The sequence below is a fragment of the Vibrio sp. YT-15 genome, from assembly GCF_033337445.1.
Lineage (GTDB): Bacteria > Pseudomonadota > Gammaproteobacteria > Enterobacterales > Vibrionaceae > Vibrio > Vibrio alginolyticus.
Window position 1 is genome coordinate 12,042 of the sequence record NZ_JAWOQR010000016.1, and the last position, 22,551, is coordinate 34,592.

The following is a 22,551-nucleotide window of genomic DNA, read 5'->3' on the forward strand; positions in this document are numbered from 1 at the left end:
TGTCTAGGAACACAAAAAAGGAAGGCGTAATGCCTTCCTTTACATTTGGTTCGGTAAAACTTGGTTTATTCGATGATGCTTCAGTTATAGCTTTCTTCGTAGTAGTGCAATCGCAATAGCTAAGAACACCAAACTCGGGGCCAAAGCACCAAACACTGGGGATATGCCATACACCAAGCTTAATGGACCAAAGAACTCACTGGATATGTAAAAAGTAAACCCGGCAACCACGCCCGACAATACCCTTGCCCCCATGGTCACGCTTCTGAGTGGACCGAAAACAAAAGATAGCGCCATTAACATCATCACAGCAATTGAAAGCGGCTGAGTCAACTTACGCCAAAACGCCAACTCATAGCGAGATGCATCTTGTTCCGATGCTTTCAGGTAAGTCACATAATCATACAAACCGCTCAGTGACAGTTCTTCTGGCTTCACGGTCACCACAGCTAGCTTATCTGGTGCCAAAGAGGTGTGCCACTCCATCTGTTCGATGTCTTGCTTTGAAATTACGTTTTCATTTTCCATGTCCGTAATTTGTACGTAGCGCATCAGCCAGTTGTTATCTTGTTGGTAGTCGACTTCTTCGGCAAAAATAACTTTTTGTAGATTCTTATCATCATCAAAACGCCACATATTTAAAGCATAAAGCTTGTCGTCTTCGACTTTACCGATAAAGATAAAGTCGTTTGCATCACGAGCCCACACACCTGAGCGCACAGACACAATGCTACCACCTGATATCGCAAACGCACGTAAGTCACGGGCCATCTTCTGGGCCTCAGGAGCGCCCCATTGACCTAACGCCATAACGACAATCATGAGCGGGACGGCCGTTTTTAGTACCGATAACCCGATATCCAGCTTAGAGAAACCAGCAGCTTGCATCACCACCAGCTCAGAGCTTGAAGCCAACATACCTAAGCCGATCAGAGCACCGAGTAATGCCGCCATTGGAAAGAACATTTCGATATCACGCGGCACACTGAGTAACACAAAGTACAACGCATGAGTGAGGTCGTACACACCTCGCCCTACTTTACGTAGCTGTTCTACATATTTGATGATGCCCGATAAGCCAACAAACGTCGCTAAAACCAAGGCAGTGGTAGAGATGATGGTTCTACCGATGTAAAGGTCTAAGATTTTGAACACAGCTTACGCGAGCCTCTTCTTGCGGAATTTGTCTTTTATTCGTCTAGCAGCAACGCTGTCCATCATATTCGCCATGATAGCAACAATCAGCAACATCGCATTGATTGGCCACATACCAATAGCAGCCGGGATATCACCATCTTCTAATGCAGATTTGGTTGCACTGATCGCCAAGAAATACGCTAGGTAGATCAGAATCGCAGGCCCCATTTTGGCAAACCGTCCCTGACGCGGATTCACCGCAGACAAAGGAATAACGAGCATCGTTAAGAGTGGAATACACACAAATAACGAAATTCGCCATTGTAGCTCCGCTTGCGCCTCTGGATCTGGGTGACCTATCAAGTCAACCGTTGGGTATGCTTCCCAGTCTCGCCCTTTCTTTTTGACCTCACGTTGGCCGATAACACCTTCGTATTCATCGAATTTCGTGATCATATATTCAACGCGAGTAGGCACACCTTCATAACGAGTACCTTCTTTCATAGTGATGATCTGACGACCGTCCGAAAGCTCTTTTACTTCACCAGAAGATGAGAACATCACACTCGGTAACACTGAATCTCGAGGGCGCATCTGCGCAACAAAAACGTTGCTCAAGGTATTGTCTTTAATGTCATCGATGAACACAACCGATGAACCGTCTGGTGTACCTTGGAACTGACCTTTTTTAAGTAGGTCAACGCTGTTTTCTGACGCTACCTGCTCATAAAGCTGCTCAACGCGGTCTTGAGACCACGGCGATAGCCACAACGCATTGAAAGCCGCCACCGCTGAAGTAATCAACGCTAGGTATAAGGCCGCTTGAACCAAGAATTTATTACCAATACCTGTCGCGTTCATTACGACAATTTCGCTCTCTGCATACAGACGACCAAATGTGATCAATATGCCGATATACAGACTTAAAGGCAGCATTAACAGACCCATTGCTGGCATGTTCAAACCAACAATCGAGAAAATCAATCCAGCAGGAATATCCCCATCAGAAGCATCAGCAAGAACACTTATGAATTTCTGGCTTACAAACACCAAAAAAAGTACGAAAAAAATCGCAAATTGGCTCTTGAGTGTTTCGCGGATCAAATATCTAACAATAATCACGCTGAAATTACCTATACAAAACTTGTTTTTTTGGTCGAATCACTATAGTTTCCCGTTGAACCATTTATTTTTTTAAAAATTATAAACTAGATGTTAGTCGCTTAATCAGCTCTGCATGTAAGCCTGGAGCTAAAATTCAACAAGTAAGCGATCATTATCTAACATTTAGAGCAATTTGTCTTCAGGATGTAGGAGTACGCATGGAGTTCAGTGTAAAAAGTGGCAGTCCAGAGAAACAACGTAGCGCATGTATCGTTGTTGGTGTGTTTGAACCACGTCGCCTTTCTCCAGTAGCCGAACAACTTGATAAAATCAGTGACGGTTACATCAGTTCACTACTTCGCCGTGGTGATCTAGAGGGTAAACCTGGTCAGATGCTGCTACTGCATCAAGTACCAGGTGTTTTGTCAGAGCGCGTTTTACTTGTCGGTTGCGGCAAAGAGCGTGAACTTGGCGAGCGCCAGTACAAGGAAATCATTCAAAAGACGATCAGCACACTTAACGAGACAGGCTCAATGGAAGCGGTATGTTTCCTAACTGAACTGCATGTTAAGGGTCGTGATACATACTGGAAAGTGCGCCAGGCTGTAGAAGCGACTAAAGATGGTCTATACACATTTAATCAATTCAAGAGCGTGAAACCTGAGACTCGCCGCCCACTGCGCAAGCTTGTTTTCAACGTACCAACGCGTCGTGAATTGAACTTGGGTGAAAAAGCAATCACTCATGGTCTTGCTATCGCATCAGGTGTCAAAGCCTCAAAAGACCTTGGCAACATGCCGCCAAACGTAGCTAATCCAGCTTACCTTGCTTCTCAAGCTCGTCGTCTAGCGGACGACTACGAAACCGTAACCACCAAAATTATTGGTGAGCAAGAGATGGAAAAGCTGGGTATGACCTCTTACCTAGCAGTAGGCCGTGGTTCTAAAAACGAATCTATGATGTCTATCATCGAGTACAAAGGTAACCCTGACTCAGATGCAAAACCGATTGTGCTCGTAGGTAAAGGTCTAACCTTCGACTCAGGCGGTATCTCTCTAAAGCCGGGTGAAGGTATGGATGAGATGAAGTACGACATGTGTGGTGCGGCATCGGTATTCGGTACAATGAAAGCGCTGGCGAAGCTAAACCTACCAATCAACGTTATTGGTGTTCTAGCGGGCTGTGAAAACATGCCTGGCAGCAACGCTTACCGTCCAGGTGACATCCTAACGACCATGTCTGGTCAAACTGTAGAAGTTCTGAACACGGATGCTGAAGGCCGTCTTGTTCTTTGTGACGCACTGACTTACGTAGAGCGTTTCGAACCAGACTGCGTGGTTGACGTTGCAACGCTAACTGGTGCTTGTGTTATCGCACTAGGTCACCACATCAGTGGCGTTATCTCTAACCACAACCCTCTTTCTCATGAGCTAGTAAATGCTTCTGAGCAAGCGAGTGACCGCGCATGGCGTCTACCAATGGCAGACGAGTACCACGAACAGTTGAAGAGCCCGTTTGCGGATATGGCAAACATTGGTGGTCGCCCTGGTGGCACAATTACTGCGGGTTGCTTCTTATCTAAGTTCGCGAAGAAGTACAACTGGGCACACGTCGATATCGCAGGTACCGCGTGGAAATCAGGCGCAGCGAAAGGCTCAACGGGCCGTCCTGTCTCAATGCTTGTCCAATTCCTTTTGAACCGCAGCGGCCAAGAGACAGAAGAGTAATTTCTGAACAGAATCTAAAAGGGCCGCAAGGCCCTTTTTTATTATCCTAATTTTCTAAAATGAAAGTGGGACTTAAGATGGTCTTAGGAAGAGACCCAAGGCAAGTGAGAGAATGATGCAAACTGCAACCTTCTACATCATTAATGAACAGAGCCCGCAAGCAACGGTGGCTGGCTTTGAAGAATACATCGTGTTTTTGGCTCAGCACTTTGCTCGCCAAGGCGCTAAAGTGTATTTAAACTGTCAAGACAAGCCACACGCCGAGCAGCTCGCTGAAGCCTTTTGGCAAGTTGATGCAGACAAGTTCATGGCACATAACCTCGTAGGCGAGGGACCGAAATACGCCACCAATATTGAAATCGGCCATGAAGGTGTAAAACCTAATTGGAACCGTCAGCTGGTAATTAATTTGGCGGAAAATGAGACAACCTTTGCGAACAAGTTTGCTCAAGTGGTAGACTTCGTGCCCTGCGAAGAAAAAGCTAAACAACTCGCAAGAGAAAGATATAAAATTTACCGTCAAGCAGGTTACCAGCTGCAAACGATCGAAATTCAATATCCTTAACGGTCAATCCTTATAGTTAAGGCGATCTTGTTAAGATCCCTCACTTATAAAGATTGACTAAGATTCAACCATCAACGTATCCATTAAAAGAGCGCTATGGAAAAGACATACAACCCAACTTCAATCGAACAAGCTCTGTATCAGACTTGGGAAGAGAAAGGCTACTTTAAGCCACACGGTGACACTACTAAAGAATCATACAGCATCATGATCCCGCCACCGAACGTCACTGGTAGCCTACACATGGGCCACGCGTTCCAAGATACGATCATGGATACGCTTATCCGTTGTGAACGCATGAAGGGTAAAAACACCCTTTGGCAAGTAGGTACTGACCACGCTGGTATCGCAACTCAGATGGTTGTTGAGCGTAAGATCGCTGCAGAAGAAGGCAAAACAAAACACGATTACGGTCGTGAAGCTTTCATCGACAAAATCTGGGAATGGAAAGGCGAATCTGGCGGCACTATCACTAAGCAGCTTCGTCGTCTTGGCGCATCTGTAGACTGGGATCGTGAACGCTTCACGATGGACGATGGTCTATCTAACGCCGTCCAAGAAGTGTTCGTACGTCTGTACGAAGACGATCTAATCTACCGCGGTAAGCGTCTAGTTAACTGGGATCCAAAGCTACACACAGCGATTTCAGATCTAGAAGTAGAGAACAAAGACACTAAAGGCCACATGTGGCACTTCCGCTACCCACTAGCAGATGGCGCTAAAACAGCGGATGGCAAAGACTACATCGTTGTTGCAACGACTCGTCCAGAGACCGTGCTAGGCGATACGGGTGTTGCAGTTAACCCAGAAGATCCACGTTACAAAGATCTTATCGGTAAAGAAATCATCCTTCCTATCGTTGATCGTCGCATCCCAATCGTGGGCGATGAGCACGCAGATATGGAAAAAGGTACTGGCTGTGTGAAAATCACACCTGCGCACGACTTCAACGACTACGAAGTAGGTAAGCGCCACCAGCTACCAATGATCAACATTCTGACTTTCGACGCGAACATCCGCGACTCAGCAGAAGTATTCAACACTAACGGCGAAGCAAGCGACGCTTACAGCACTGAGCTACCAGCTAAATACCACGGTATGGAGCGTTTTGCCGCTCGTAAAGCTATCGTTGCTGAATTCGACGAGCTAGGCCTACTTGAAGAAGTGAAAGATCACGATCTACAAGTTCCTTACGGCGACCGTGGTGGCGTGGTTATCGAACCAATGCTAACTGACCAATGGTACGTACGTACTGCGCCTCTAGCGAAAACCGCAGTTGAAGCAGTAGAAAACGGCGACATCCAATTCGTTCCTAAGCAATACGAAAACATGTACTTCTCTTGGATGCGTGACGTTCAAGACTGGTGTATCTCTCGTCAGCTATGGTGGGGTCACCGCATCCCAGCTTGGTACGACAACCAAGGTAATGTTTACGTAGGTCGCACTGAAGAAGAAGTTCGTAAGAACAACAACCTAGAGTCTGTCATTGAACTTCACCAAGACGAAGACGTACTGGATACGTGGTTCTCTTCTGCACTATGGACGTTCGGTACTCAAGGTTGGCCAGAGCAAACTGACGATCTGAAAGTATTCCACCCTTCAGACGTACTAGTAACTGGTTTCGACATCATCTTCTTCTGGGTTGCGCGCATGATCATGATGACCATGCACTTCGTGAAAGACGAAAACGGCAAACCACAAGTACCATTTAAGACGGTTTACGTTACTGGTCTAATCCGTGACGAAAACGGCGACAAGATGTCCAAGTCGAAAGGTAACGTACTTGACCCAATCGACATGATTGATGGTATCGACCTAGAGTCTCTCGTAGAGAAGCGTTGTGGCAACATGATGCAGCCTCAACTAGCGAAGAAGATCGAGAAGAACACTCGTAAGACGTTTGAAAACGGTATCGAAGCATACGGTACAGACGCACTGCGTTTCACTCTTGCAGCAATGGCATCAACAGGTCGTGATATCAACTGGGATATGAAACGTCTTGAGGGTTACCGTAACTTCTGTAACAAACTATGGAACGCAAGCCGTTACGTAATGATGAACACAGAAGAGCAAGATTGTGGCTTCAACGGTGGTGAGACTGAATACTCACTAGCAGACAAGTGGATCGAGTCTCAGTTTGAACTAGCAGCGAAAGCGTTCAACAACCATATCGACAACTTCCGTCTAGATATGGCTGCGAACACGCTTTACGAATTCATCTGGAACCAATTCTGTGACTGGTACCTAGAGCTAACTAAACCCGTTCTATGGAAAGGTACTGAAGCGCAACAGCGTGGTACTCGCCGTACACTAATCACGGTACTTGAGAAGACTCTACGTCTGGCTCATCCTGTGATTCCTTACATCACTGAAACTATCTGGCAAAGCATCAAGCCACTAGTTGAAGGTGTAGAAGGTGAGACAATCATGCTTCAAGCACTGCCTCAATTCGACGAAGCAAACTTCAACCAAGAAGCGCTAGATGATATCGAATGGGTGAAGGCGTTCATTACCAGCATCCGTAACCTACGTGCTGAATACGACATCAACCCTGGTAAGCCGCTTGACGTTATGCTGAAAGCAGCAAATGCAGAAGATGCCTCTCGTCTAGAAGCAAGCAAGCAAGTACTGATGTCACTAGCGAAGCTAGAAGCAGTACGCGTGCTTGAAGCTGGCGAACAAACTCCAGCGTGTGCAACGGCACTGGTTGGCAAGTCTGAGCTGATGATCCCAATGGCGGGTTTGATCGACAAAGATGCAGAGCTTGCTCGTCTAGATGGCGAAATCAAGAAGACGCACGGCGAAATCAAGCGTATCGAAGGCAAACTTGGCAACGAAGGCTTTGTAGCGAAAGCACCTGAAGCTGTTGTTGCTAAAGAGCGTGAGAAGCTTGAAGGCTACAAAGAGACACTAGCTAAGCTAGAAGAGCAGAAGACAACGATCGCTGCACTTTAAGCCTCAGTGAAAGAGAAGAACTAACACTTCTCACTTTGAACCCAAAGGTTGGCCATCATGGTCAACCTTTTTTGTATATCTTTCACCAAAAACCATCATCAATAGCTTTCCCCTATCGCAACAATACTCATCATCCATTAGCATTAATGAGAATTATTATCGATAATAAACTCATCGAAACAAACACGATTGAGTAATTATCATGAAAAAGACACTAACTTTCGCAGCACTGCATTTTACTATCGCATTTAGTGTCGCTTACGTACTCACAGGCGACATTCTAATTGGTAGTTTAATTGCCATGATTGAGCCTTCAGTGAACACCGTAGCCTTCTACTTTCATGAAAAGGCATGGGCAAAAGTCCCAGCACTTAAAGCTCGTCAGTGGATGACCAAATTAAAAACCGCAAGCTTTGCGACCGTGCACTTCAGCGTCGCTTTTACAGTGGTTTACTTACTAACAGGTGATGCATTCGTCGGCGGCGTAATGGCGATGCTAGAGCCGAGTTTGAACACGGTGGCTTACTACTTCCACGAGAAAGTATGGATGCGTAAATCATCAGAAAAAGCTCCAGCACCGCAGTTTTGTTTACATCACCACGCTTAAACATGGAGGCTCACTACGTCTCCTAACGAGAAAAATGACATTTACCATTGACAAGGTTGCGCACCGCAATTAATTTAATTGCGGTGCGCAACTTTATTTTTAGAGGTAAGTGATAATGAACGCTCGTCAACTTCGACACTACTCCCGTCAAGCCGTCCGATTGCTTGGTATACTTGATAAACAATGCGGCGATGTCGCTCTCACTCCAGTGCAAGCGCACGCATTGGGTGAAATCCAATTGCAGCCATTGACCATCAATCAGCTGGCACAGCAGCTTAATGTCGACAAGTCCAACGCGAGCCGAACCGTTACTGGTTTGATTAAATTAGGTTTGGTCGAGAGCATCGAAAACCCAAAAGACAAACGTAGTCAACTCGTAGCGATTACAGATCAAGGCCAGCAGGCGTTATCACAACTGGACCAACAGCAAAACCACTTCTTTGAACAACTGCTTACCCAACTCGATGACAGCGAGCAAGAGCAACTCAAACTTGGTCTAGAGACTTACCTAAAAGGGCTAACAAAAGTGTGTCAGTCTGAGGAATACGTTCTTCGACCTCTTATTAAAGCAGACAACCCGCAAGTCGCAGATGTGATTCGTAAAGTCTCTGCAGAATACGGCTTAACCGCAGACAAAGGTTATGGTGTGGCCGATCCAACGCTTGATGATATGTATTCGGTTTACAATCAATGCGGGGCCGCCTACTGGGTCATTGAACATCGCGGAGAGATCGTTGGTGGCGGTGGCTTTGCCCCTTTAGCTGGCGAGCCAAATGTGTGTGAACTACAAAAGATGTACTTCTTACCTCAAACACGAGGGCACGGTTTAGCCAAACGCATCGTCGCATTGAGCTTACAATTGGCGAAACAATTTGGGTATCAGCAGTGCTATTTAGAGACAACTGAATGTCTGAGAGAAGCGGTAAGCTTGTATGAAAAGCTAGGCTTTGAGCATCTCGATACCCCGCTTGGACAAACAGGGCATGATGCATGTGAAGTAGTGATGCTTAAAACACTGTAATAAAGAGCATTACTAAGAGTTAAAGCACAACATGGGTAACACAAAGCTCCTGGCTCAAGGCAACAGTGAAGTTTTGGTGCTGCCCATCCAACTCAACAGACAACTGGTAGAGATCACTTGGATCAGGATCAGTAAGATCGGCATACTTTGGCGCTTCGATCTGGAATAAAGCGCTCGCATGCTCCGCTCGGACATCAATAGGAATATGGTAAGTCATACCATTAAACTTAACCGATGCAGAGACCAGACCCGGCGCAAAAGTTTGATAGTACAAGTCTACTTTAAACTCGCAACCACCACCGTGGTGCCAAATCTGCTCGGTTGCCACGCGGTCTAAACGTACATTGCGAATGAACTGCAGATACGGTTCTTGCCATACCCCTAAGCGCTCGTCACTCTTTTGGTATTCATGATCTGCAAGTGAACACAACTCCGGTTTATCCTCATCCAACAGAAGATCTTCTTCTTCCTCAAGGAATAGGATCTCAAAACGGTTGCGCCCCATCTGCATGAACGGGCGAATGTCTTTCTTGTAGACATTTTGAGAACCGTCACAGTCAAACAATGCTACTCCGTTCAAACGCACTTCTGCATGGTAATCCACACCACCCAACACCATTTCTACCGCTGGGAATGCCATCATGGATTCGTCCACTTCAATGTCATGCATCAGGTGCCACTCTTGCTGACGAATTGCTTCTTCTGTCAGTTCAGCTGGCAATACCTGACTCAAAGGAGCAGGGAAAGTAATGTCATCCTGTGGGATAGAAAGGTCCGTCAGTGGAGAGACTTGCCATAAACCGGCGAGTGAGAGTTGCATATACACCTTGAGCTAGATCAATTTTCACGCATTATAGGGAGAAATCCCCTATAAACTCAATGTGAATTATTTATCGCCTCCACATTCGTCAGTTTTTCAAGGTATAAAAAAACCAGCGTTAAACGCTGGTTTTTCCAAAAGTAGTGAGCTTTGATTACTCTTCGTCTTCATCTTCTTCAGGGTAAAGCGCATCTTCGCCTTCGTAGTACGTACCCCAACCGTCATAGATGATGTCGTATTTTTCTGCCAAGTGAATCAATTTTTCAACTTGCGCATCAATCGCTTCTGCGTCTAGTGCGGACTCCATAGTCGCATCACAGCAAAGCAACTTGTTGCCATCTTCATCTTCAGTTTCTTCTGCTTCAAGAACTTCAAAGCCCATCTTGAATGCTTCAACTACCGCTTTTTCTAGCGTGTCAAAATCTTCGGCAAACAGGTGATGCTCAATTTCGTATAGCGAATCTGGATCGCTGCCATCTTCTAGCAATGCTGCAATGATATCGCGAGTCTCTTCCTTTTGAATCTCAATTAATTCTTCTACTGATAGATATTCATCTTCGTGAGACATGTTTTGGCTCCAGATTAGTTACTTGATGGAAACACAATACCCGATACTGAGTATGCTGATCCGGTGAAATATGGCATGGATTGCGATGAAAAGCCACAAACAAACATCATACCACTGCGATTCTTATCGGTTATTTGAATCTAAATATTAAACCGACCACACAAAGAAACAAAAAATTAACAAAGAATGGCATTTTTTAATATTCAGAACATCCTAATTGACACTTAATGTGGTTATTTTCTCTTTCTATGCGTGTTTATGATGCTTTCTTGAATACACTCACGTGTAAAACGAAGAAGCATAACGAATAAATTCACTTTAATAATGCATAATTTAGAATAAAAATGCACGTTTTATGCACTGTGCATGTATTCTTTCTCAACGGGAAAATTAGAATAAAAACGCACGCACTCCAATTTAAGCAAAATAGCATTTATATCTAATAACAAATTTAATAAGAACAAAAATAAAAATAAAAAACTCACAAAGTCAAAAATATCAGAATATAAACAAAGCTTGATAACTTGCATCTTTCTAGGAAGCTTGTCATAACTAATGGCTGGAAAATTTGTAAGGATACAAAATGAGCAAGCTGTACGTTGGATCAGAAGTTGGTCAACTTCGACGAGTTCTATTAAATCGCCCTGAACGCGCCCTAACCCACTTAACTCCGTCAAACTGTCATGAGTTGCTATTTGATGACGTTCTTGCTGTAGAAGCGGCAGGTGAAGAGCACGATGCATTCGCACGTACGCTGCGCGAGCAAGACGTTGAAGTGCTTCTCCTCCACGATTTACTGGTCGAAACCCTCGCCGTTCCAGAAGCAAAACAATGGCTGCTGAACACTCAGATTTCTGACTTTCGCTACGGGCCAACATTTGCGCGAGACCTACGCCAATACTTTTCAGAAATGGATGATGAACATCTTGCCTGCATCTTTTTAGGTGGCTTAGCTTACTCAGAGCTACCGATCTCCTCATCTTCTATGCTGCCAAAAATGAAGCGTCCTCTCGACTTTGTTATTGAGCCACTGCCTAATCACCTCTTTACTCGTGATACCTCATGTTGGGTTTATGGCGGCGTTTCTCTTAACCCGATGATGATGCCTGCACGTCAACGTGAAACAAACCACCTACGTGCGATTTATCGTTGGCACCCAATTTTTTCTGGCCAAGATTTTATCAAATACTTCGGTGACGATGATCTGCATTATGATAATGCGAATGTCGAAGGCGGTGATGTGTTGGTTATTGGTAAAGGTGCAGTTCTGATCGGTATGTCTGAGCGTACGACCGCGCAAGGCGTAGAGAACCTTGCAGCGAGCCTATTTAAAGCAGGCCAAGCTACCGAGGTTATTGCAATTGATCTGCCTAAACACCGCTCATGTATGCATTTAGACACTGTGATGACCCATATGGATGTAGATACTTTCTCTGTCTACCCAGAGATCATGCGCAAAGATCTCGACACATGGCGCTTAACACCAAAAGGCAACGGTGAAATGCATGTTGAAGCCTCACATAACTATCTGCACGCGATTGAGTCCGCTCTTGGCTTAGATCAGCTGAAAATCATCACTACTGGTGGCGACAGCTATGAAGCTGAGCGCGAACAATGGAATGATGCCAATAACGTTCTAACTGTAAAACCGGGCGTAGTAATTGGTTACGAACGCAACGTATACACCAACGAAAAATACGATAAAGCTGGCATCAAAGTACTGACAGTACCTGGTAACGAGCTTGGTCGTGGTCGCGGTGGCGCTCGCTGTATGAGCTGTCCAATAGAACGAGACGATATATAACTTACTCGTCCCTTTACATTAGGTGAATCAAAACTAAGGTTGATGTGAATACATCAACCTTTTTTAGCTTTAATTGAAAATAATTATTCACAATAAAAGCATTTATATGTTTTAATGAATTCTATTAATCTAATCACATGTACTAAGGGACGAGCTATGGCTTTCAATTTACGTAACCGCAACTTTTTGAAGCTATTGGACTTCTCAACCAAAGAAATCCAGTTTTTGCTCGAACTGTCTGCAGAGCTGAAAAAAGCTAAATATGCAGGAACAGAGCAGAAGAAACTTCAAGGTAAAAACATCGCACTAATCTTTGAGAAATCTTCGACTCGTACCCGATGTGCGTTTGAAGTCGCTGCCTTTGACCAAGGTGCTCAAGTCTCTTACATCGGCCCTTCTGGCTCGCAGATCGGTCATAAGGAATCGATGAAAGACACCGCTCGCGTTCTTGGTCGTATGTACGACGGGATTGAATACCGAGGCTTTGGCCAATCCATTGTTGAAGAGCTTGGTACTTATGCTGGTGTTCCTGTGTGGAATGGTTTAACGGATGAGTTCCACCCAACCCAGATCCTTGCTGACTTCCTGACCATGCAAGAGCACGGCCGTGGTAAACAGCTGCATGAAATAACCTTCGCTTACCTAGGTGATGCGCGCAACAACATGGGGAACTCACTTATGGTGGGCGCAGCGAAAATGGGCATGGATATTCGCCTTGTCGCGCCAAAAGCGTTCTGGCCTGAAGAAGAGCTCGTGGCAACTTGTCAAACTATCGCGCAACAAACCGGTGCAAAAATCACGTTAACAGAAAGCGTTGAAGAAGGTGTGAAAGGTTGTGACTTCCTATACACCGACGTTTGGGTGTCTATGGGTGAGTCTGCCGAGGCATGGGATGAGCGTGTAGCGTTAATGACACCTTATCAAATCAATATGAACGTGATTAAGCAAACGGGCAATCAACATGTGAAATTCATGCACTGCCTTCCAGCTTTCCACAATGATGAAACCACCGTCGGCAAAGAAGTCGCTGAAAAATACGGTATGAAAGGCCTTGAAGTAACAGAAGAGGTATTTGAATCGGAATACTCCATCGTATTCGACGAAGCTGAAAACCGTATGCATACCATCAAAGCCGTAATGGTTGCGACGCTAGGAAGCTAACCAGCGCGCAAAAACAGCCGCTAAAAACCATGATGTAATCGCTTGCGCTCACGAAAGTTAAGCGTATAATGCTCGGCAATTTGTCTGAGGATTAAGAAATGACCACGCTGATTGCTGACTTAAAAACGCGATTTGCTCTCGCTAAGCGACTACGCTTACGTGGTGTTATTTTCGTTAATTCTATTGAATTTTAAAACCTCCCCATTGGGGAGGTTTTTTTATGTCCAAAATTCCTTTCGGTTATTTGGATGTAGTCATCAATGTTATAGGGAAGAAGATCATGGCGAACTCGCTTTACCAGAAGCACATCATCTCTATTCCAGAGCTTTCACGCGAAGAACTGGAACTTATCGTAGAAACAGCAGGTAGCCTTAAAAAAGCACCTCGACCAGAACTGATTAAAAACAAAGTCGTTGCAAGTTGTTTCTTTGAACCATCAACACGTACACGTTTATCGTTTGAAACAGCGATTCAGCGCATTGGTGGTGACGTGATTGGCTTTGATAATGATGGTAATACCTCTCTGGCGAAAAAAGGCGAAACACTCGCAGATTCAGTACAAGTCATCTCTTCTTACGTCGATGCCTTTGTGATGCGTCATCCACAAGAAGGCGCCGCTCGCTTGGCCTCTGAATTTTCAAATGGCGTGCCAGTGATCAACGCGGGCGACGGTGCAAACCAACACCCAACTCAAACACTACTCGACCTATACACCATAGCGGAAACACAAGGGCGTCTAGACAACCTGAACGTCGCATTCGTAGGTGACCTAAAATATGGCCGCACAGTGCACTCACTGACTCAAGCCTTAGCAAAGTTTAACAACATCCGCTTCTTCTTTGTTGCACCAGATGCGCTGGCAATGCCAGATTACATCTGCGAAGAACTAGACGAAGCTGGCATTCAATATAGCCTACACACAGACATGGAAAGTGTGATTCCTGAACTGGATATTCTGTACATGACACGCGTACAGAAAGAACGTTTTGACGAATCGGAATACGCACATATTAAGTCGGCTTACATCCTAACGGCGGCACTACTAGAAGGCGCGCGTGAGAACTTGAAAGTACTGCACCCACTACCACGTGTGGATGAAATTACAACTGATGTTGATAAAACGCCTCATGCCTACTTCTTCCAGCAAGCTCAAAATGGCGTGTATGCTCGCCAAGCACTGCTGGCGCTTGTTCTAAACGAAACACTGTAATCGAGGGGAAAAATCATGGCTAAAGAAACTCAATTGCAGGTAGAAGCAATCAAAAATGGTACGGTCATCGACCACATCCCTGCGCAAATCGGCATCAAAGTATTAAGACTGTTCGATATGCACAATTCATCACAACGCGTAACGATTGGACTGAACTTGCCATCATCAGCACTCGGTCATAAAGATCTACTCAAAATCGAAAATGTGTTTATCAATGAAGAGCAAGCGAGCAAGCTAGCGTTGTATGCTCCTCACGCGACCGTGAATCAAATCGAGAATTATGAAGTGGTGAAAAAGCTCGCGTTAGAGCTTCCTGAGCGCATCAATGATGTATTTGAATGCCCGAATTCAAACTGTATTTCTCATAATGAACCAGTAGAAAGCAGCTTTAGCGTGTTCGAGAAAAAACAAGAAATCCGCCTAAAGTGTAAATACTGCGAGAAAGTGTTCTCACGCGAGATCGTAACCGAGCGATAAACACGCAGCACGACTAGGCTGTGATACGTTTAAAATACCCTGCAATGTCAGGGTATTTTGCTCTTTACCTACCGAGGGTTTAGAGGCAAACTGAGAATCTTTATTCCCTACAACTGATGGAAAAATCAAATGACGAAAGTACTTCACACTGAGTCTGCACCAGCAGCAATCGGTCCTTACGTTCAAGGCGTAGATCTAGGTAACATGGTTCTTACTTCAGGCCAAATCCCAGTAAACCCAGCGACAGGTGAAGTGTCTGCTGATATCGCAGAACAAGCTCGTCAGTCTCTAGAAAACGTAAAGGCTGTAGTTGAATCTTCAGGTCTTAAAGTATCTGATATTGTAAAGCTAACGGTTTTTGTTAAAGACCTAAATGACTTTGGCACAGTGAACGAAGTTTACGGCAAGTTCTTTGATGAGCACGGCGTAGCAAACTACCCTGCACGCTCTTGTGTAGAAGTGGCTCGCCTACCAAAAGATGTTGGCATCGAGATTGAAGCAATCGCTGTTCGCAAATAATTGCACTTGCTGACAAACAATAAAAAACGGGTAGCTCAGGCTACCCGTTTTTTATTGTCTTTTCGTGATGATATCGCAGTAAAACTTAAGCAGCGTTGCGCTGTTTGACTTCTTCATCTAACGATTCAAGCTTCTCTTTCATCTGTTCACGACAGATATTCGCTAACTCGCGAATGCCCTCTTTACCATAGCCTTCAGTGCTGATTGGAGGTAGCATTTCAACAATCACATGACCATTGTTCCAACGGTTCAGCTTAATTTTATTCGTCGAGCTACATACGATAGGAATGATTGGCACACCTGCACCAATTGCCGCATGAAAAGCACCTGTTTTGAATGGCAGCAAACCACGTCCACGAGAACGCGTGCCTTCTGGGAACATCCACACCGAAACATCACTTTCTTTCATGCTGCTCACGACCTGATCGATAGTACCTTTTGCTTTAGAACGATTCGCTCGGTCAATCAGAATGTTACCCGTAAGCCAGTAAAGCTGACCAAACAGTGGCATCCAAGCCAAGCTCTTTTTACCTACTGTCACAACTTTCGGAGTCACAGCCGCAGAAACAGTAAACATGTCCCAGTTGTTCTGGTGGTTAGCAATGTAAACATGTTGGCCGCGTGAATACGCATCTTCAGGGATACGCAACTCTAACTTAATCCCAAACACACGAGACATCTTGGCAAACAAACGGCCAAAAGTGAAAACGTGCTTAGGGTTTCTAGGGCTTAATAGGCAGTAACCACAACCACCAATAAACATAACAATCGCAAAGATAGCGACAGCAAATACACGTAACAGTGCAATCATTCTTGTTCTCCAGGAACCGGCTTTTGCCAGATACAGCTATTAATATCTCTCTTTCCATAAAGGGAAAATATGGTCATGAGAGTGATATAAAAAAGCCGAAACTCAGGTTTCGGCTCTCTTGATATCCAAGTTACCTGCGGTGCAGTTTAACTTGCCTAGCTCACTCGCTCAATATTTGCGCCAAGTGCAGCCAGTTTATTTTCGATTTTGTCGTAACCACGGTCGATATGGTAAATACGATCAACGACGGTTTCGCCTTTAGCAATGCAACCTGCAATAACCAAACTAGCCGAAGCTCGTAGATCGGTTGCCATCACTTGCGCACCGCTGAGTGACTCAACATCACCACAGATAACCGTATTGCCTTCGATCTCAGCTTTAGCGCCCATACGCATGAGTTCTGGTACGTGCATAAAGCGGTTTTCAAAGATAGTCTCTGTGATCACGCCGCCACCTTTCGCCATCATGTTCAGAAGCGTAAATTGAGCTTGCATATCCGTCGGGAAACCAGGATGTGGCGCAGTACGTACACTTACCGCTTTTAGCTCGCGGTCGGTCATATCAACGGAGATCCAATCTTCACCCGTTTCGACAAGCGCGCCAGCTTCTTCCAGCTTGGCGAGAACCGCTTCAAGCAAATGAGCATTAGTGTTGCGACATACCACTTTACCGCCAGATACTGCTGCTGCGACAAGGAATGTTCCCGTCTCAATACGGTCAGCAACCACGTTGTGTTTACAACCGCCTAGGCGCTCAACACCTTCAATCGTAATGGTATCTGTGCCAGCGCCAGAGATTTTTGCGCCAAGCTTATTTAGGAAATCAGCGGTATCGACGATTTCAGGCTCACGCGCAGCGTTATCTAGTGTTGTTGTGCCTTCCGCCAGCGTTGCGGCACACATGATGGTGATCGTCGCGCCTACGCTGACTTTATCCATCACGATGTGTGCGCCTTTTAGCCGACCATCCGCTTCTGCTTTCACATAACCATCTTCTAATGTAATGGTTGCGCCAAGCTGCTCTAAACCAGAAATATGCAGGTCCACAGGACGAGCGCCAATAGCACAACCGCCTGGTAAAGAAACCTGACCTTGACCAAAGCGCGCCACCAAAGGACCTAAAGCCCAAATAGAAGCACGCATGGTTTTCACCAAATCATAAGGCGCGCAGTATTCTGTAATACTGCTTGGGTCAACATGAACAGAGCCATTGCGGCTTACTTTTGCGCCTAAACGCTTAAGCAATTCCATGGTTGTATCGATATCACGAAGGTGTGGTACGTTTGCCACTTCTACTGGCTCTTCCGCCAAGATAGACGCAAATAAAATCGGCAGTGCTGCGTTTTTTGCACCTGAAATGGTCACTTCACCAACTAGTGGTTTATCTGACCCAATAACTCGAAACTTTTCCATCAATAAACCTTAAAGCGACATCAATTTCTTATCACGAGCCCACTCTTCTGGTGTGAACGCTTTGATTGATAATGCGTGAATGTCGTTACGCTGGATGTATTCCATCAGAGGAGCATAAATTAGCTGCTGCTTCTTAACGCGGCTCATTCCATCGAAACAAGCATCAACAGCAACCACTTCATAGTGGCTACCTTCACCTTTCACATGCACTTCTTGAAGGTTTAGTGCTTCTTCTAATAACTGTTGTACTTTTGCGCTATCCACAATTTACCCCTGATAATTCTGTATGTGTTTGGCCACTAAAGATTCAACATTGCTCAGTTGAAACAAAGTGCGCAGTTGCGCCGGCACGAAACTGAGCATTATATGACAGTTTTGCTTTTTTGCATGCTCTAATAAGTGGATTAACATCACCATTCCTGCAGAGTCGACGCGCTCTATCTCTTTTAGCGAGCATTCCAGCTCCGATTGAGCAGGTTGCCATTGCTGTGCATACGCCCACAATGAAGGCACTGTATCTCTATCAAGTGCCCCTGTTAGCTTAAGAATGTTTTGATCCAATTGCCACTGAACGGGAGTCTGGGCCATTATTTCTTCGCCTCGAAACGGATCGGTTCTGCGGCCAATTTTTCTAAGTCTTTAGCAACAGATAGAATGCCTTCTTGACGAATTTTACTGTTCCATTCGGATTGTTTACTAGAAAGTAAACTAATGCCCTCTGCAATCATATCGAATGCTTCCCACTCTCCAGACTGGTTGTCTTTACGCAGTTTAAACTCAAGTTTGATGTTTGGACGCGGAGTATCGATGATATCAACTTTAATGCTTGTAATACGCTTAGAGTCATCAATGCTAGGCTCAGGACCAAACTCAATTTTTTGGTCAGAGTATTGCGTCAACACTTGTGCATAAGACGCAATCAGGTACGCACGAAATGCATCGATAAACTCAAGTACATCTTCACGCTTAGCACCTTTTAAGTTTGGACCAAGAAGTTTTAACCCTGCATAGCGGTAGTTGACGTAAGGCATTAGCTCTTCTTCAACGATCACTTTAAGTAAATTTGGATCTTGTTTGATTTTCGGCTGTTCGGCTTTCAATCTTTCAAACGTGACTTCAGCTACCTGCTTCATCATCTTATAAGGTTCAGTTTTATCCACCTCTGCTGCTGTTGCTCCAAAGACGCTAAACACAGCACAAACTGAAAGTAGTAATCTCGCTAACATAGTTATTCCTTACTTGAGTCGTCTGAACCACCTACGCTGTATAGTACTTGACCAATTAAGTCTTCAAGCACAAGCGCCGATTTGGTGTCTTCGATGGTATCACCATCCACCAGCATGACTTCTTCATCAAAAACGAAGCCAGGTACTAAACCAATGTATTGCTCACCAATCAGGCCAGATGTCAAAATTTGTACGCTCGACGTTTCTGGGAACTGATTGTATTTGCTATTGATAGATAGTGTTACAACTGGCAATAAGTTGTCTGGGTTAAGCGAAATACTACTTACTCGACCAATCACAACGCCCCCCACTTTTACGGGAGAACGAACTTTTAAACTGCCAATATTATCGAACTCGGCTTTGAGGGTATAAGTATCACCAGAGCCAATGCTTTTTACGTCAGCAACTTGAAAAATCATCACAAGAATCGCGCAAATTCCCGCTAATACAAAGCTGCCAACCCATAATTCAGTTTTACGTGTTTGTTGCATGATTAATTCCCAAACATCAATGCGGTCAGTACAAAGTCTAATCCTAGTACTGCTAAAGAAGAATGCACAACAGTGCGCGTAGTTGCTCGGCTGATCCCTTCCGATGTTGGAATAGCATCATAACCGTTAAATAGAGCGACCCAAGTAACCGTAATTGCAAACGCAAAACATTTGATCATACTGTTACCAATGTCTTGTCCTAGCTCAACAGAGGACTGCATCGCTGACCAAAAACTGCCGTGATCAACGCCTTTCCAGTCAACACCAACAAGCTGAGCTCCCCAAATTCCCACAGCCATGAAAATCATAGCCAGTAAAGGCATTGAGATAACCCCAGCCCAAAACCGTGGTGCAATCACTCGTTTCAATGGGTCTACCGCCATCATTTCAAGGCTAGACAGTTGTTCCGTTGCTTTCATTAGACCTATCTCTGCGGTTAACGCAGAACCGGCACGACCAGCAAACAAAAGTGCAGTAACAACGGGTCCTAATTCACGGAGTAACGAAAGCGCTACCATTTGCCCCAAACTGCCTTCTGCGCCGTAATCCACCAACACAACATAGCCTTGTAGACTCAAAACCATTCCAATGAACAGACCAGATACGACGATGATCGCCAGCGACTGAACACCAACAGAATAAAGTTGCTTAACAAGCAGAGGAAAGCTTCTGATCGGTTGTGGCTTAGAAAATAGCGCCCCAATCAACATGAAAGTCGCACGACCAAATGCTCCGCAAATAGAAAGCGTGCGTCGACCCAGCGAGGCGACAAAGTGAATGAAGTTATCGACCATCAAATAAGTCCTTTTCGATACTTTGAGAAGGGAAACGAAACGGTACAGGACCGTCGGCATCACCTTGTAAGAACTGCTGGACACGAGGATCAGAGTTTTGAGTCAGCTCTTCTGGCGTACCATAGGCGATGATTTTTCCATCGGCCATCAGGTATACCCAGTCAGCAATACTCATGACTTCAGGTACGTCGTGAGAAACCACAATAGAGGTCAAACCTAACGCTTGGTTTAGATTGCTAATTAGCTCAACCAAAACGCCCATAGTGATTGGGTCTTGCCCCACAAACGGCTCATCGTACATGATCAGGTCAGGATCAAGTGCGATTGCACGAGCCAAAGCAGCGCGTCTTGCCATACCACCTGAAAGCTCACTCGGCATTAATTGCGCCGCGCCGCGCAGACCGACAGCTTCGAGCTTGAGTAACACCATGGTGCGAATCAAATCTTCCGATAAATCGGTATGCTCTCTCAATGGAAAGGCGACATTATCAAAAACATTCAAATCAGTGAATAAAGCCCCTGACTGGAACAACATGCTCATTTTCTTTCGAGCATGGTAGAGTTTTTTACGCGAGAGAGAGGGAATATTGTCGCCATCAAACCAGATCTCTCCTTGCTCGGGATACAACTGACCACCAATCAAACGCAGCAATGTTGTTTTACCAATTCCCGATGGTCCCATAATGGCCGTCACTTTGCCCTCAGGAACATGCAGATCAATATCATCAAAGATCATGCGTTCTCCCCGTGAAAAAGTGAGGTTGTTCACGGTGACTAAATCGTTGTTCGACATATCATCTCTTCTACTGTAGGAGCGTTGCAACTCACGGAATCATCAAGCAGATACTCATCGGAGTTGAATTCTACGTTTAATAAAGTAACGTCGGTACATTTATTAGGCTGCAATCATAAGCACATTGGCGTTGAATTTAAAGCACTGTTCAATTAAATAAAGTCGACTATATCCCTGCAATTTCTCATGGTTTATGACCTAATTAGCACGAAGTGTTTAAATCCTAGACCAGAATTGCTCATTTAAATGAGTGAGATTTACATACATTTTCGTTACTAACCTTTAATTTATTCTTCGTTTATCTTCCATTTTAGGCCGCAAAAGGTCAAAATTAGCGGTTATTCATTTTACTTATTTAATACTTAGGAATTCTCATGCTCGAAGCCGTTGCGTTGCTTATAGTCGGTCTTGTTTTGCTTGTTTGGAGTGCAGATAAACTTGTTTTTGGCTCTGCAGCGATAGCCCGCAACGTCGGTATTTCCCCGCTTGTCATCGGCATGACAATCCTTGCGATGGGCTCATCCGCCCCTGAGATGATGGTATCTGCAACCGCCGCTTGGGATGGCAAAACAGATACAGCGGTGGGTAACGTATTAGGCTCAAACATAGCGAACATTGCGTTAATCTTAGGTATTACAGCGCTGATCAAGCCTTTGTCGATTAGCTCCGCCGTCATCCGCCGAGAACTTCCACTCATGATAGCCGTAACCGTACTCGCTGGTATTCTGCTTTGGAATAGCCATCTCGGTTTTTATGAGGGTGTCTTATTGTTTGTACTCTTTGGGGCATTTTTATTTGCTATGTTGCAAATCAGCCGCAAAGAGCAAAAATCAGGTGATGTTTTTCTTGATGACCAAGAGTCAGAGATCCCAGAAGGCGTCAGTAACCCTAAAGCAATCATGTGGGTGGTTATTGGCTTGATATTGCTTCCTTTGGCAGCCAGCATGCTGGTTGATAACGCGGTAATTATTGCTAAACACTTTGGTATGAGCGACCTTGTTATCGGCCTAACTATTATCGCCATTGGCACTAGCCTGCCAGAACTGGCCGCATCACTTGCGGGAGTTTTAAAGGGTGAAGACGACATGGCTGTCGGTAACATTATCGGTTCGAATGTGTTTAACATTCTGGCGGTAATGGGGATTCCTGGCATCATTAATCCATCGGTGCTCAGTGAGTACGCGATGGGACGTGACTTCTGGGTCATGTTAGGCGTTTCATTGTTACTTGTCGCGATGTGTTTGGGTAAATCACGCAGTATTAACCGTATTGAAGGTGCCATCTTGTTTGTGTGCTTCTTAGGTTACCAAGTGTACTTATTCGCAAACATGACCGCTTAATTACCACGA

At 45.0% G+C, this 22,551-nt stretch carries 23 protein-coding genes; 11 read left to right on the plus strand and 12 right to left on the minus strand.

Annotated features, from left to right (window positions below):
• Positions 1–84: 84 nt before the first annotated feature.
• Positions 85–1,155 carry an LPS export ABC transporter permease LptG gene (lptG, locus tag R7D93_RS21350; RefSeq protein WP_005381071.1) on the minus strand — a complete coding sequence of 357 codons (1,071 nt, stop codon included), beginning with the start codon at positions 1,153–1,155 and terminating at the stop codon, positions 85–87.
• Between the two features lie 3 nt (positions 1,156–1,158).
• Positions 1,159–2,259 (minus strand): LPS export ABC transporter permease LptF, encoded by a 1,101-nt coding sequence (gene lptF / locus R7D93_RS21355; RefSeq protein WP_005381072.1) that lies wholly within the window; start codon positions 2,257–2,259, stop codon positions 1,159–1,161.
• A gap of 200 nt (positions 2,260–2,459) precedes the next feature.
• Here lptF and pepA point away from each other — a divergent pair, with 200 nt between their 5' ends.
• The 5 genes from pepA to R7D93_RS21380 all read left to right on the plus strand — a co-directional run bounded on the left by pepA (position 2,460) and on the right by R7D93_RS21380 (position 9,116).
• Complete coding sequence (gene pepA / locus R7D93_RS21360; protein WP_005381073.1) at positions 2,460–3,968, plus strand: leucyl aminopeptidase; 1,509 nt, start codon at positions 2,460–2,462, stop codon at positions 3,966–3,968.
• Positions 3,969–4,083: 115 nt separating this feature from the next.
• A complete protein-coding gene (locus R7D93_RS21365) occupies positions 4,084–4,533 on the plus strand; it encodes a DNA polymerase III subunit chi (protein ID WP_225497130.1) in 450 nt (149 codons plus the stop codon).
• 96 nt (positions 4,534–4,629) lie between these two features.
• Positions 4,630–7,488: a valine--tRNA ligase gene (locus R7D93_RS21370; protein ID WP_225497121.1), complete on the plus strand. Its 2,859-nt coding sequence runs from the start codon at positions 4,630–4,632 to the stop codon at positions 7,486–7,488.
• 202 nt (positions 7,489–7,690) lie between these two features.
• Positions 7,691–8,095 carry a DUF2061 domain-containing protein gene (locus R7D93_RS21375; RefSeq protein WP_005381078.1) on the plus strand — a complete coding sequence of 135 codons (405 nt, stop codon included), beginning with the start codon at positions 7,691–7,693 and terminating at the stop codon, positions 8,093–8,095.
• Positions 8,096–8,210: 115 nt separating this feature from the next.
• Complete coding sequence (locus tag R7D93_RS21380) at positions 8,211–9,116, plus strand: bifunctional helix-turn-helix transcriptional regulator/GNAT family N-acetyltransferase (RefSeq protein WP_225497119.1); 906 nt, start codon at positions 8,211–8,213, stop codon at positions 9,114–9,116.
• A 19-nt stretch (positions 9,117–9,135) separates the two neighbouring features.
• Here R7D93_RS21380 and R7D93_RS21385 read toward each other — a convergent pair whose 3' ends face one another.
• A complete protein-coding gene (locus R7D93_RS21385) occupies positions 9,136–9,936 on the minus strand; it encodes a glycosyl hydrolase 2 galactose-binding domain-containing protein (protein ID WP_104975633.1) in 801 nt (266 codons plus the stop codon).
• A 154-nt stretch (positions 9,937–10,090) separates the two neighbouring features.
• A complete protein-coding gene (rraB, locus tag R7D93_RS21390) occupies positions 10,091–10,504 on the minus strand; it encodes a ribonuclease E inhibitor RraB (RefSeq protein ID WP_213912444.1) in 414 nt (137 codons plus the stop codon).
• Between the two features lie 583 nt (positions 10,505–11,087).
• Between rraB and arcA the strand changes: the two genes are divergently transcribed.
• The 5 genes from arcA to R7D93_RS21415 all read left to right on the plus strand — a co-directional run bounded on the left by arcA (position 11,088) and on the right by R7D93_RS21415 (position 15,675).
• Complete coding sequence (arcA, locus tag R7D93_RS21395) at positions 11,088–12,308, plus strand: arginine deiminase (RefSeq protein ID WP_213912445.1); 1,221 nt, start codon at positions 11,088–11,090, stop codon at positions 12,306–12,308.
• A gap of 156 nt (positions 12,309–12,464) precedes the next feature.
• A complete protein-coding gene (locus R7D93_RS21400) occupies positions 12,465–13,469 on the plus strand; it encodes an ornithine carbamoyltransferase (protein WP_053350615.1) in 1,005 nt (334 codons plus the stop codon).
• A gap of 280 nt (positions 13,470–13,749) precedes the next feature.
• Complete coding sequence (gene pyrB, locus R7D93_RS21405) at positions 13,750–14,679, plus strand: aspartate carbamoyltransferase (RefSeq protein ID WP_005381085.1); 930 nt, start codon at positions 13,750–13,752, stop codon at positions 14,677–14,679.
• A 15-nt stretch (positions 14,680–14,694) separates the two neighbouring features.
• Positions 14,695–15,156, plus strand: a complete 462-nt coding sequence (pyrI, locus tag R7D93_RS21410; protein WP_005381086.1) for an aspartate carbamoyltransferase regulatory subunit — start codon at positions 14,695–14,697, stop codon at positions 15,154–15,156.
• A gap of 129 nt (positions 15,157–15,285) precedes the next feature.
• Positions 15,286–15,675: a RidA family protein gene (locus R7D93_RS21415; protein ID WP_005381087.1), complete on the plus strand. Its 390-nt coding sequence runs from the start codon at positions 15,286–15,288 to the stop codon at positions 15,673–15,675.
• 85 nt (positions 15,676–15,760) lie between these two features.
• Here R7D93_RS21415 and R7D93_RS21420 read toward each other — a convergent pair whose 3' ends face one another.
• From R7D93_RS21420 to mlaF, 8 genes are all read right to left on the minus strand, one after another.
• On the minus strand, positions 15,761–16,486 hold the full coding sequence (locus R7D93_RS21420) for a 1-acylglycerol-3-phosphate O-acyltransferase (RefSeq protein WP_005381088.1): 726 nt from the start codon (positions 16,484–16,486) through the stop codon (positions 15,761–15,763).
• 155 nt (positions 16,487–16,641) lie between these two features.
• Entirely contained in the window at positions 16,642–17,898 is a 1,257-nt protein-coding gene (gene murA, locus R7D93_RS21425; RefSeq protein ID WP_213912446.1) for a UDP-N-acetylglucosamine 1-carboxyvinyltransferase, read from the minus strand.
• 9 nt (positions 17,899–17,907) lie between these two features.
• A complete protein-coding gene (gene ibaG, locus R7D93_RS21430) occupies positions 17,908–18,162 on the minus strand; it encodes a BolA family iron metabolism protein IbaG (RefSeq protein ID WP_005381092.1) in 255 nt (84 codons plus the stop codon).
• Positions 18,163–18,165: 3 nt separating this feature from the next.
• Entirely contained in the window at positions 18,166–18,486 is a 321-nt protein-coding gene (locus R7D93_RS21435) for a lipid asymmetry maintenance protein MlaB (protein ID WP_054728869.1), read from the minus strand.
• Positions 18,486–19,124: a phospholipid-binding protein MlaC gene (mlaC, locus tag R7D93_RS21440; protein ID WP_005381098.1), complete on the minus strand. Its 639-nt coding sequence runs from the start codon at positions 19,122–19,124 to the stop codon at positions 18,486–18,488. Before mlaC ends, R7D93_RS21435 begins: the two co-directional genes overlap by 1 nt.
• A gap of 2 nt (positions 19,125–19,126) precedes the next feature.
• Positions 19,127–19,615, minus strand: a complete 489-nt coding sequence (gene mlaD, locus R7D93_RS21445; RefSeq protein ID WP_115386306.1) for an outer membrane lipid asymmetry maintenance protein MlaD — start codon at positions 19,613–19,615, stop codon at positions 19,127–19,129.
• A 2-nt stretch (positions 19,616–19,617) separates the two neighbouring features.
• Positions 19,618–20,409, minus strand: a complete 792-nt coding sequence (gene mlaE / locus R7D93_RS21450) for a lipid asymmetry maintenance ABC transporter permease subunit MlaE (RefSeq protein ID WP_005381100.1) — start codon at positions 20,407–20,409, stop codon at positions 19,618–19,620.
• Positions 20,399–21,202: a phospholipid ABC transporter ATP-binding protein MlaF gene (gene mlaF / locus R7D93_RS21455; RefSeq protein ID WP_005388422.1), complete on the minus strand. Its 804-nt coding sequence runs from the start codon at positions 21,200–21,202 to the stop codon at positions 20,399–20,401. Before mlaF ends, mlaE begins: the two co-directional genes overlap by 11 nt.
• A gap of 374 nt (positions 21,203–21,576) precedes the next feature.
• Between mlaF and R7D93_RS21460 the strand changes: the two genes are divergently transcribed.
• Positions 21,577–22,542, plus strand: a complete 966-nt coding sequence (locus tag R7D93_RS21460; RefSeq protein ID WP_005381102.1) for a calcium/sodium antiporter — start codon at positions 21,577–21,579, stop codon at positions 22,540–22,542.
• Positions 22,543–22,551 lie beyond the last annotated feature (9 nt).

Excerpts from the sequence above, each read along its gene's own strand:
- pepA (WP_005381073.1), top strand. The coding sequence starts at position 2,460 with ATGGAGTTCAGTGTAAAAAGTGGCAGTCCAGAGAAACAACGTAGCGCA.
- R7D93_RS21365 (WP_225497130.1), top strand. The coding sequence starts at position 4,084 with ATGCAAACTGCAACCTTCTACATCATTAATGAACAGAGCCCGCAAGCA.
- R7D93_RS21370 (WP_225497121.1), top strand. The coding sequence starts at position 4,630 with ATGGAAAAGACATACAACCCAACTTCAATCGAACAAGCTCTGTATCAG.
- R7D93_RS21375 (WP_005381078.1), top strand. The coding sequence starts at position 7,691 with ATGAAAAAGACACTAACTTTCGCAGCACTGCATTTTACTATCGCATTT.
- R7D93_RS21380 (WP_225497119.1), top strand. The coding sequence starts at position 8,211 with ATGAACGCTCGTCAACTTCGACACTACTCCCGTCAAGCCGTCCGATTG.
- R7D93_RS21385 (WP_104975633.1), bottom strand. The coding sequence starts at position 9,936 with ATGCAACTCTCACTCGCCGGTTTATGGCAAGTCTCTCCACTGACGGAC.
- rraB (WP_213912444.1), bottom strand. The coding sequence starts at position 10,504 with ATGTCTCACGAAGATGAATATCTATCAGTAGAAGAATTAATTGAGATT.
- arcA (WP_213912445.1), top strand. The coding sequence starts at position 11,088 with ATGAGCAAGCTGTACGTTGGATCAGAAGTTGGTCAACTTCGACGAGTT.
- R7D93_RS21400 (WP_053350615.1), top strand. The coding sequence starts at position 12,465 with ATGGCTTTCAATTTACGTAACCGCAACTTTTTGAAGCTATTGGACTTC.
- pyrB (WP_005381085.1), top strand. The coding sequence starts at position 13,750 with ATGGCGAACTCGCTTTACCAGAAGCACATCATCTCTATTCCAGAGCTT.
- pyrI (WP_005381086.1), top strand. The coding sequence starts at position 14,695 with ATGGCTAAAGAAACTCAATTGCAGGTAGAAGCAATCAAAAATGGTACG.
- R7D93_RS21415 (WP_005381087.1), top strand. The coding sequence starts at position 15,286 with ATGACGAAAGTACTTCACACTGAGTCTGCACCAGCAGCAATCGGTCCT.
- R7D93_RS21420 (WP_005381088.1), bottom strand. The coding sequence starts at position 16,486 with ATGATTGCACTGTTACGTGTATTTGCTGTCGCTATCTTTGCGATTGTT.
- murA (WP_213912446.1), bottom strand. The coding sequence starts at position 17,898 with ATGGAAAAGTTTCGAGTTATTGGGTCAGATAAACCACTAGTTGGTGAA.
- R7D93_RS21435 (WP_054728869.1), bottom strand. The coding sequence starts at position 18,486 with ATGGCCCAGACTCCCGTTCAGTGGCAATTGGATCAAAACATTCTTAAG.
- mlaC (WP_005381098.1), bottom strand. The coding sequence starts at position 19,124 with ATGTTAGCGAGATTACTACTTTCAGTTTGTGCTGTGTTTAGCGTCTTT.
- mlaD (WP_115386306.1), bottom strand. The coding sequence starts at position 19,615 with ATGCAACAAACACGTAAAACTGAATTATGGGTTGGCAGCTTTGTATTA.
- mlaE (WP_005381100.1), bottom strand. The coding sequence starts at position 20,409 with ATGGTCGATAACTTCATTCACTTTGTCGCCTCGCTGGGTCGACGCACG.
- mlaF (WP_005388422.1), bottom strand. The coding sequence starts at position 21,202 with ATGTCGAACAACGATTTAGTCACCGTGAACAACCTCACTTTTTCACGG.
- R7D93_RS21460 (WP_005381102.1), top strand. The coding sequence starts at position 21,577 with ATGCTCGAAGCCGTTGCGTTGCTTATAGTCGGTCTTGTTTTGCTTGTT.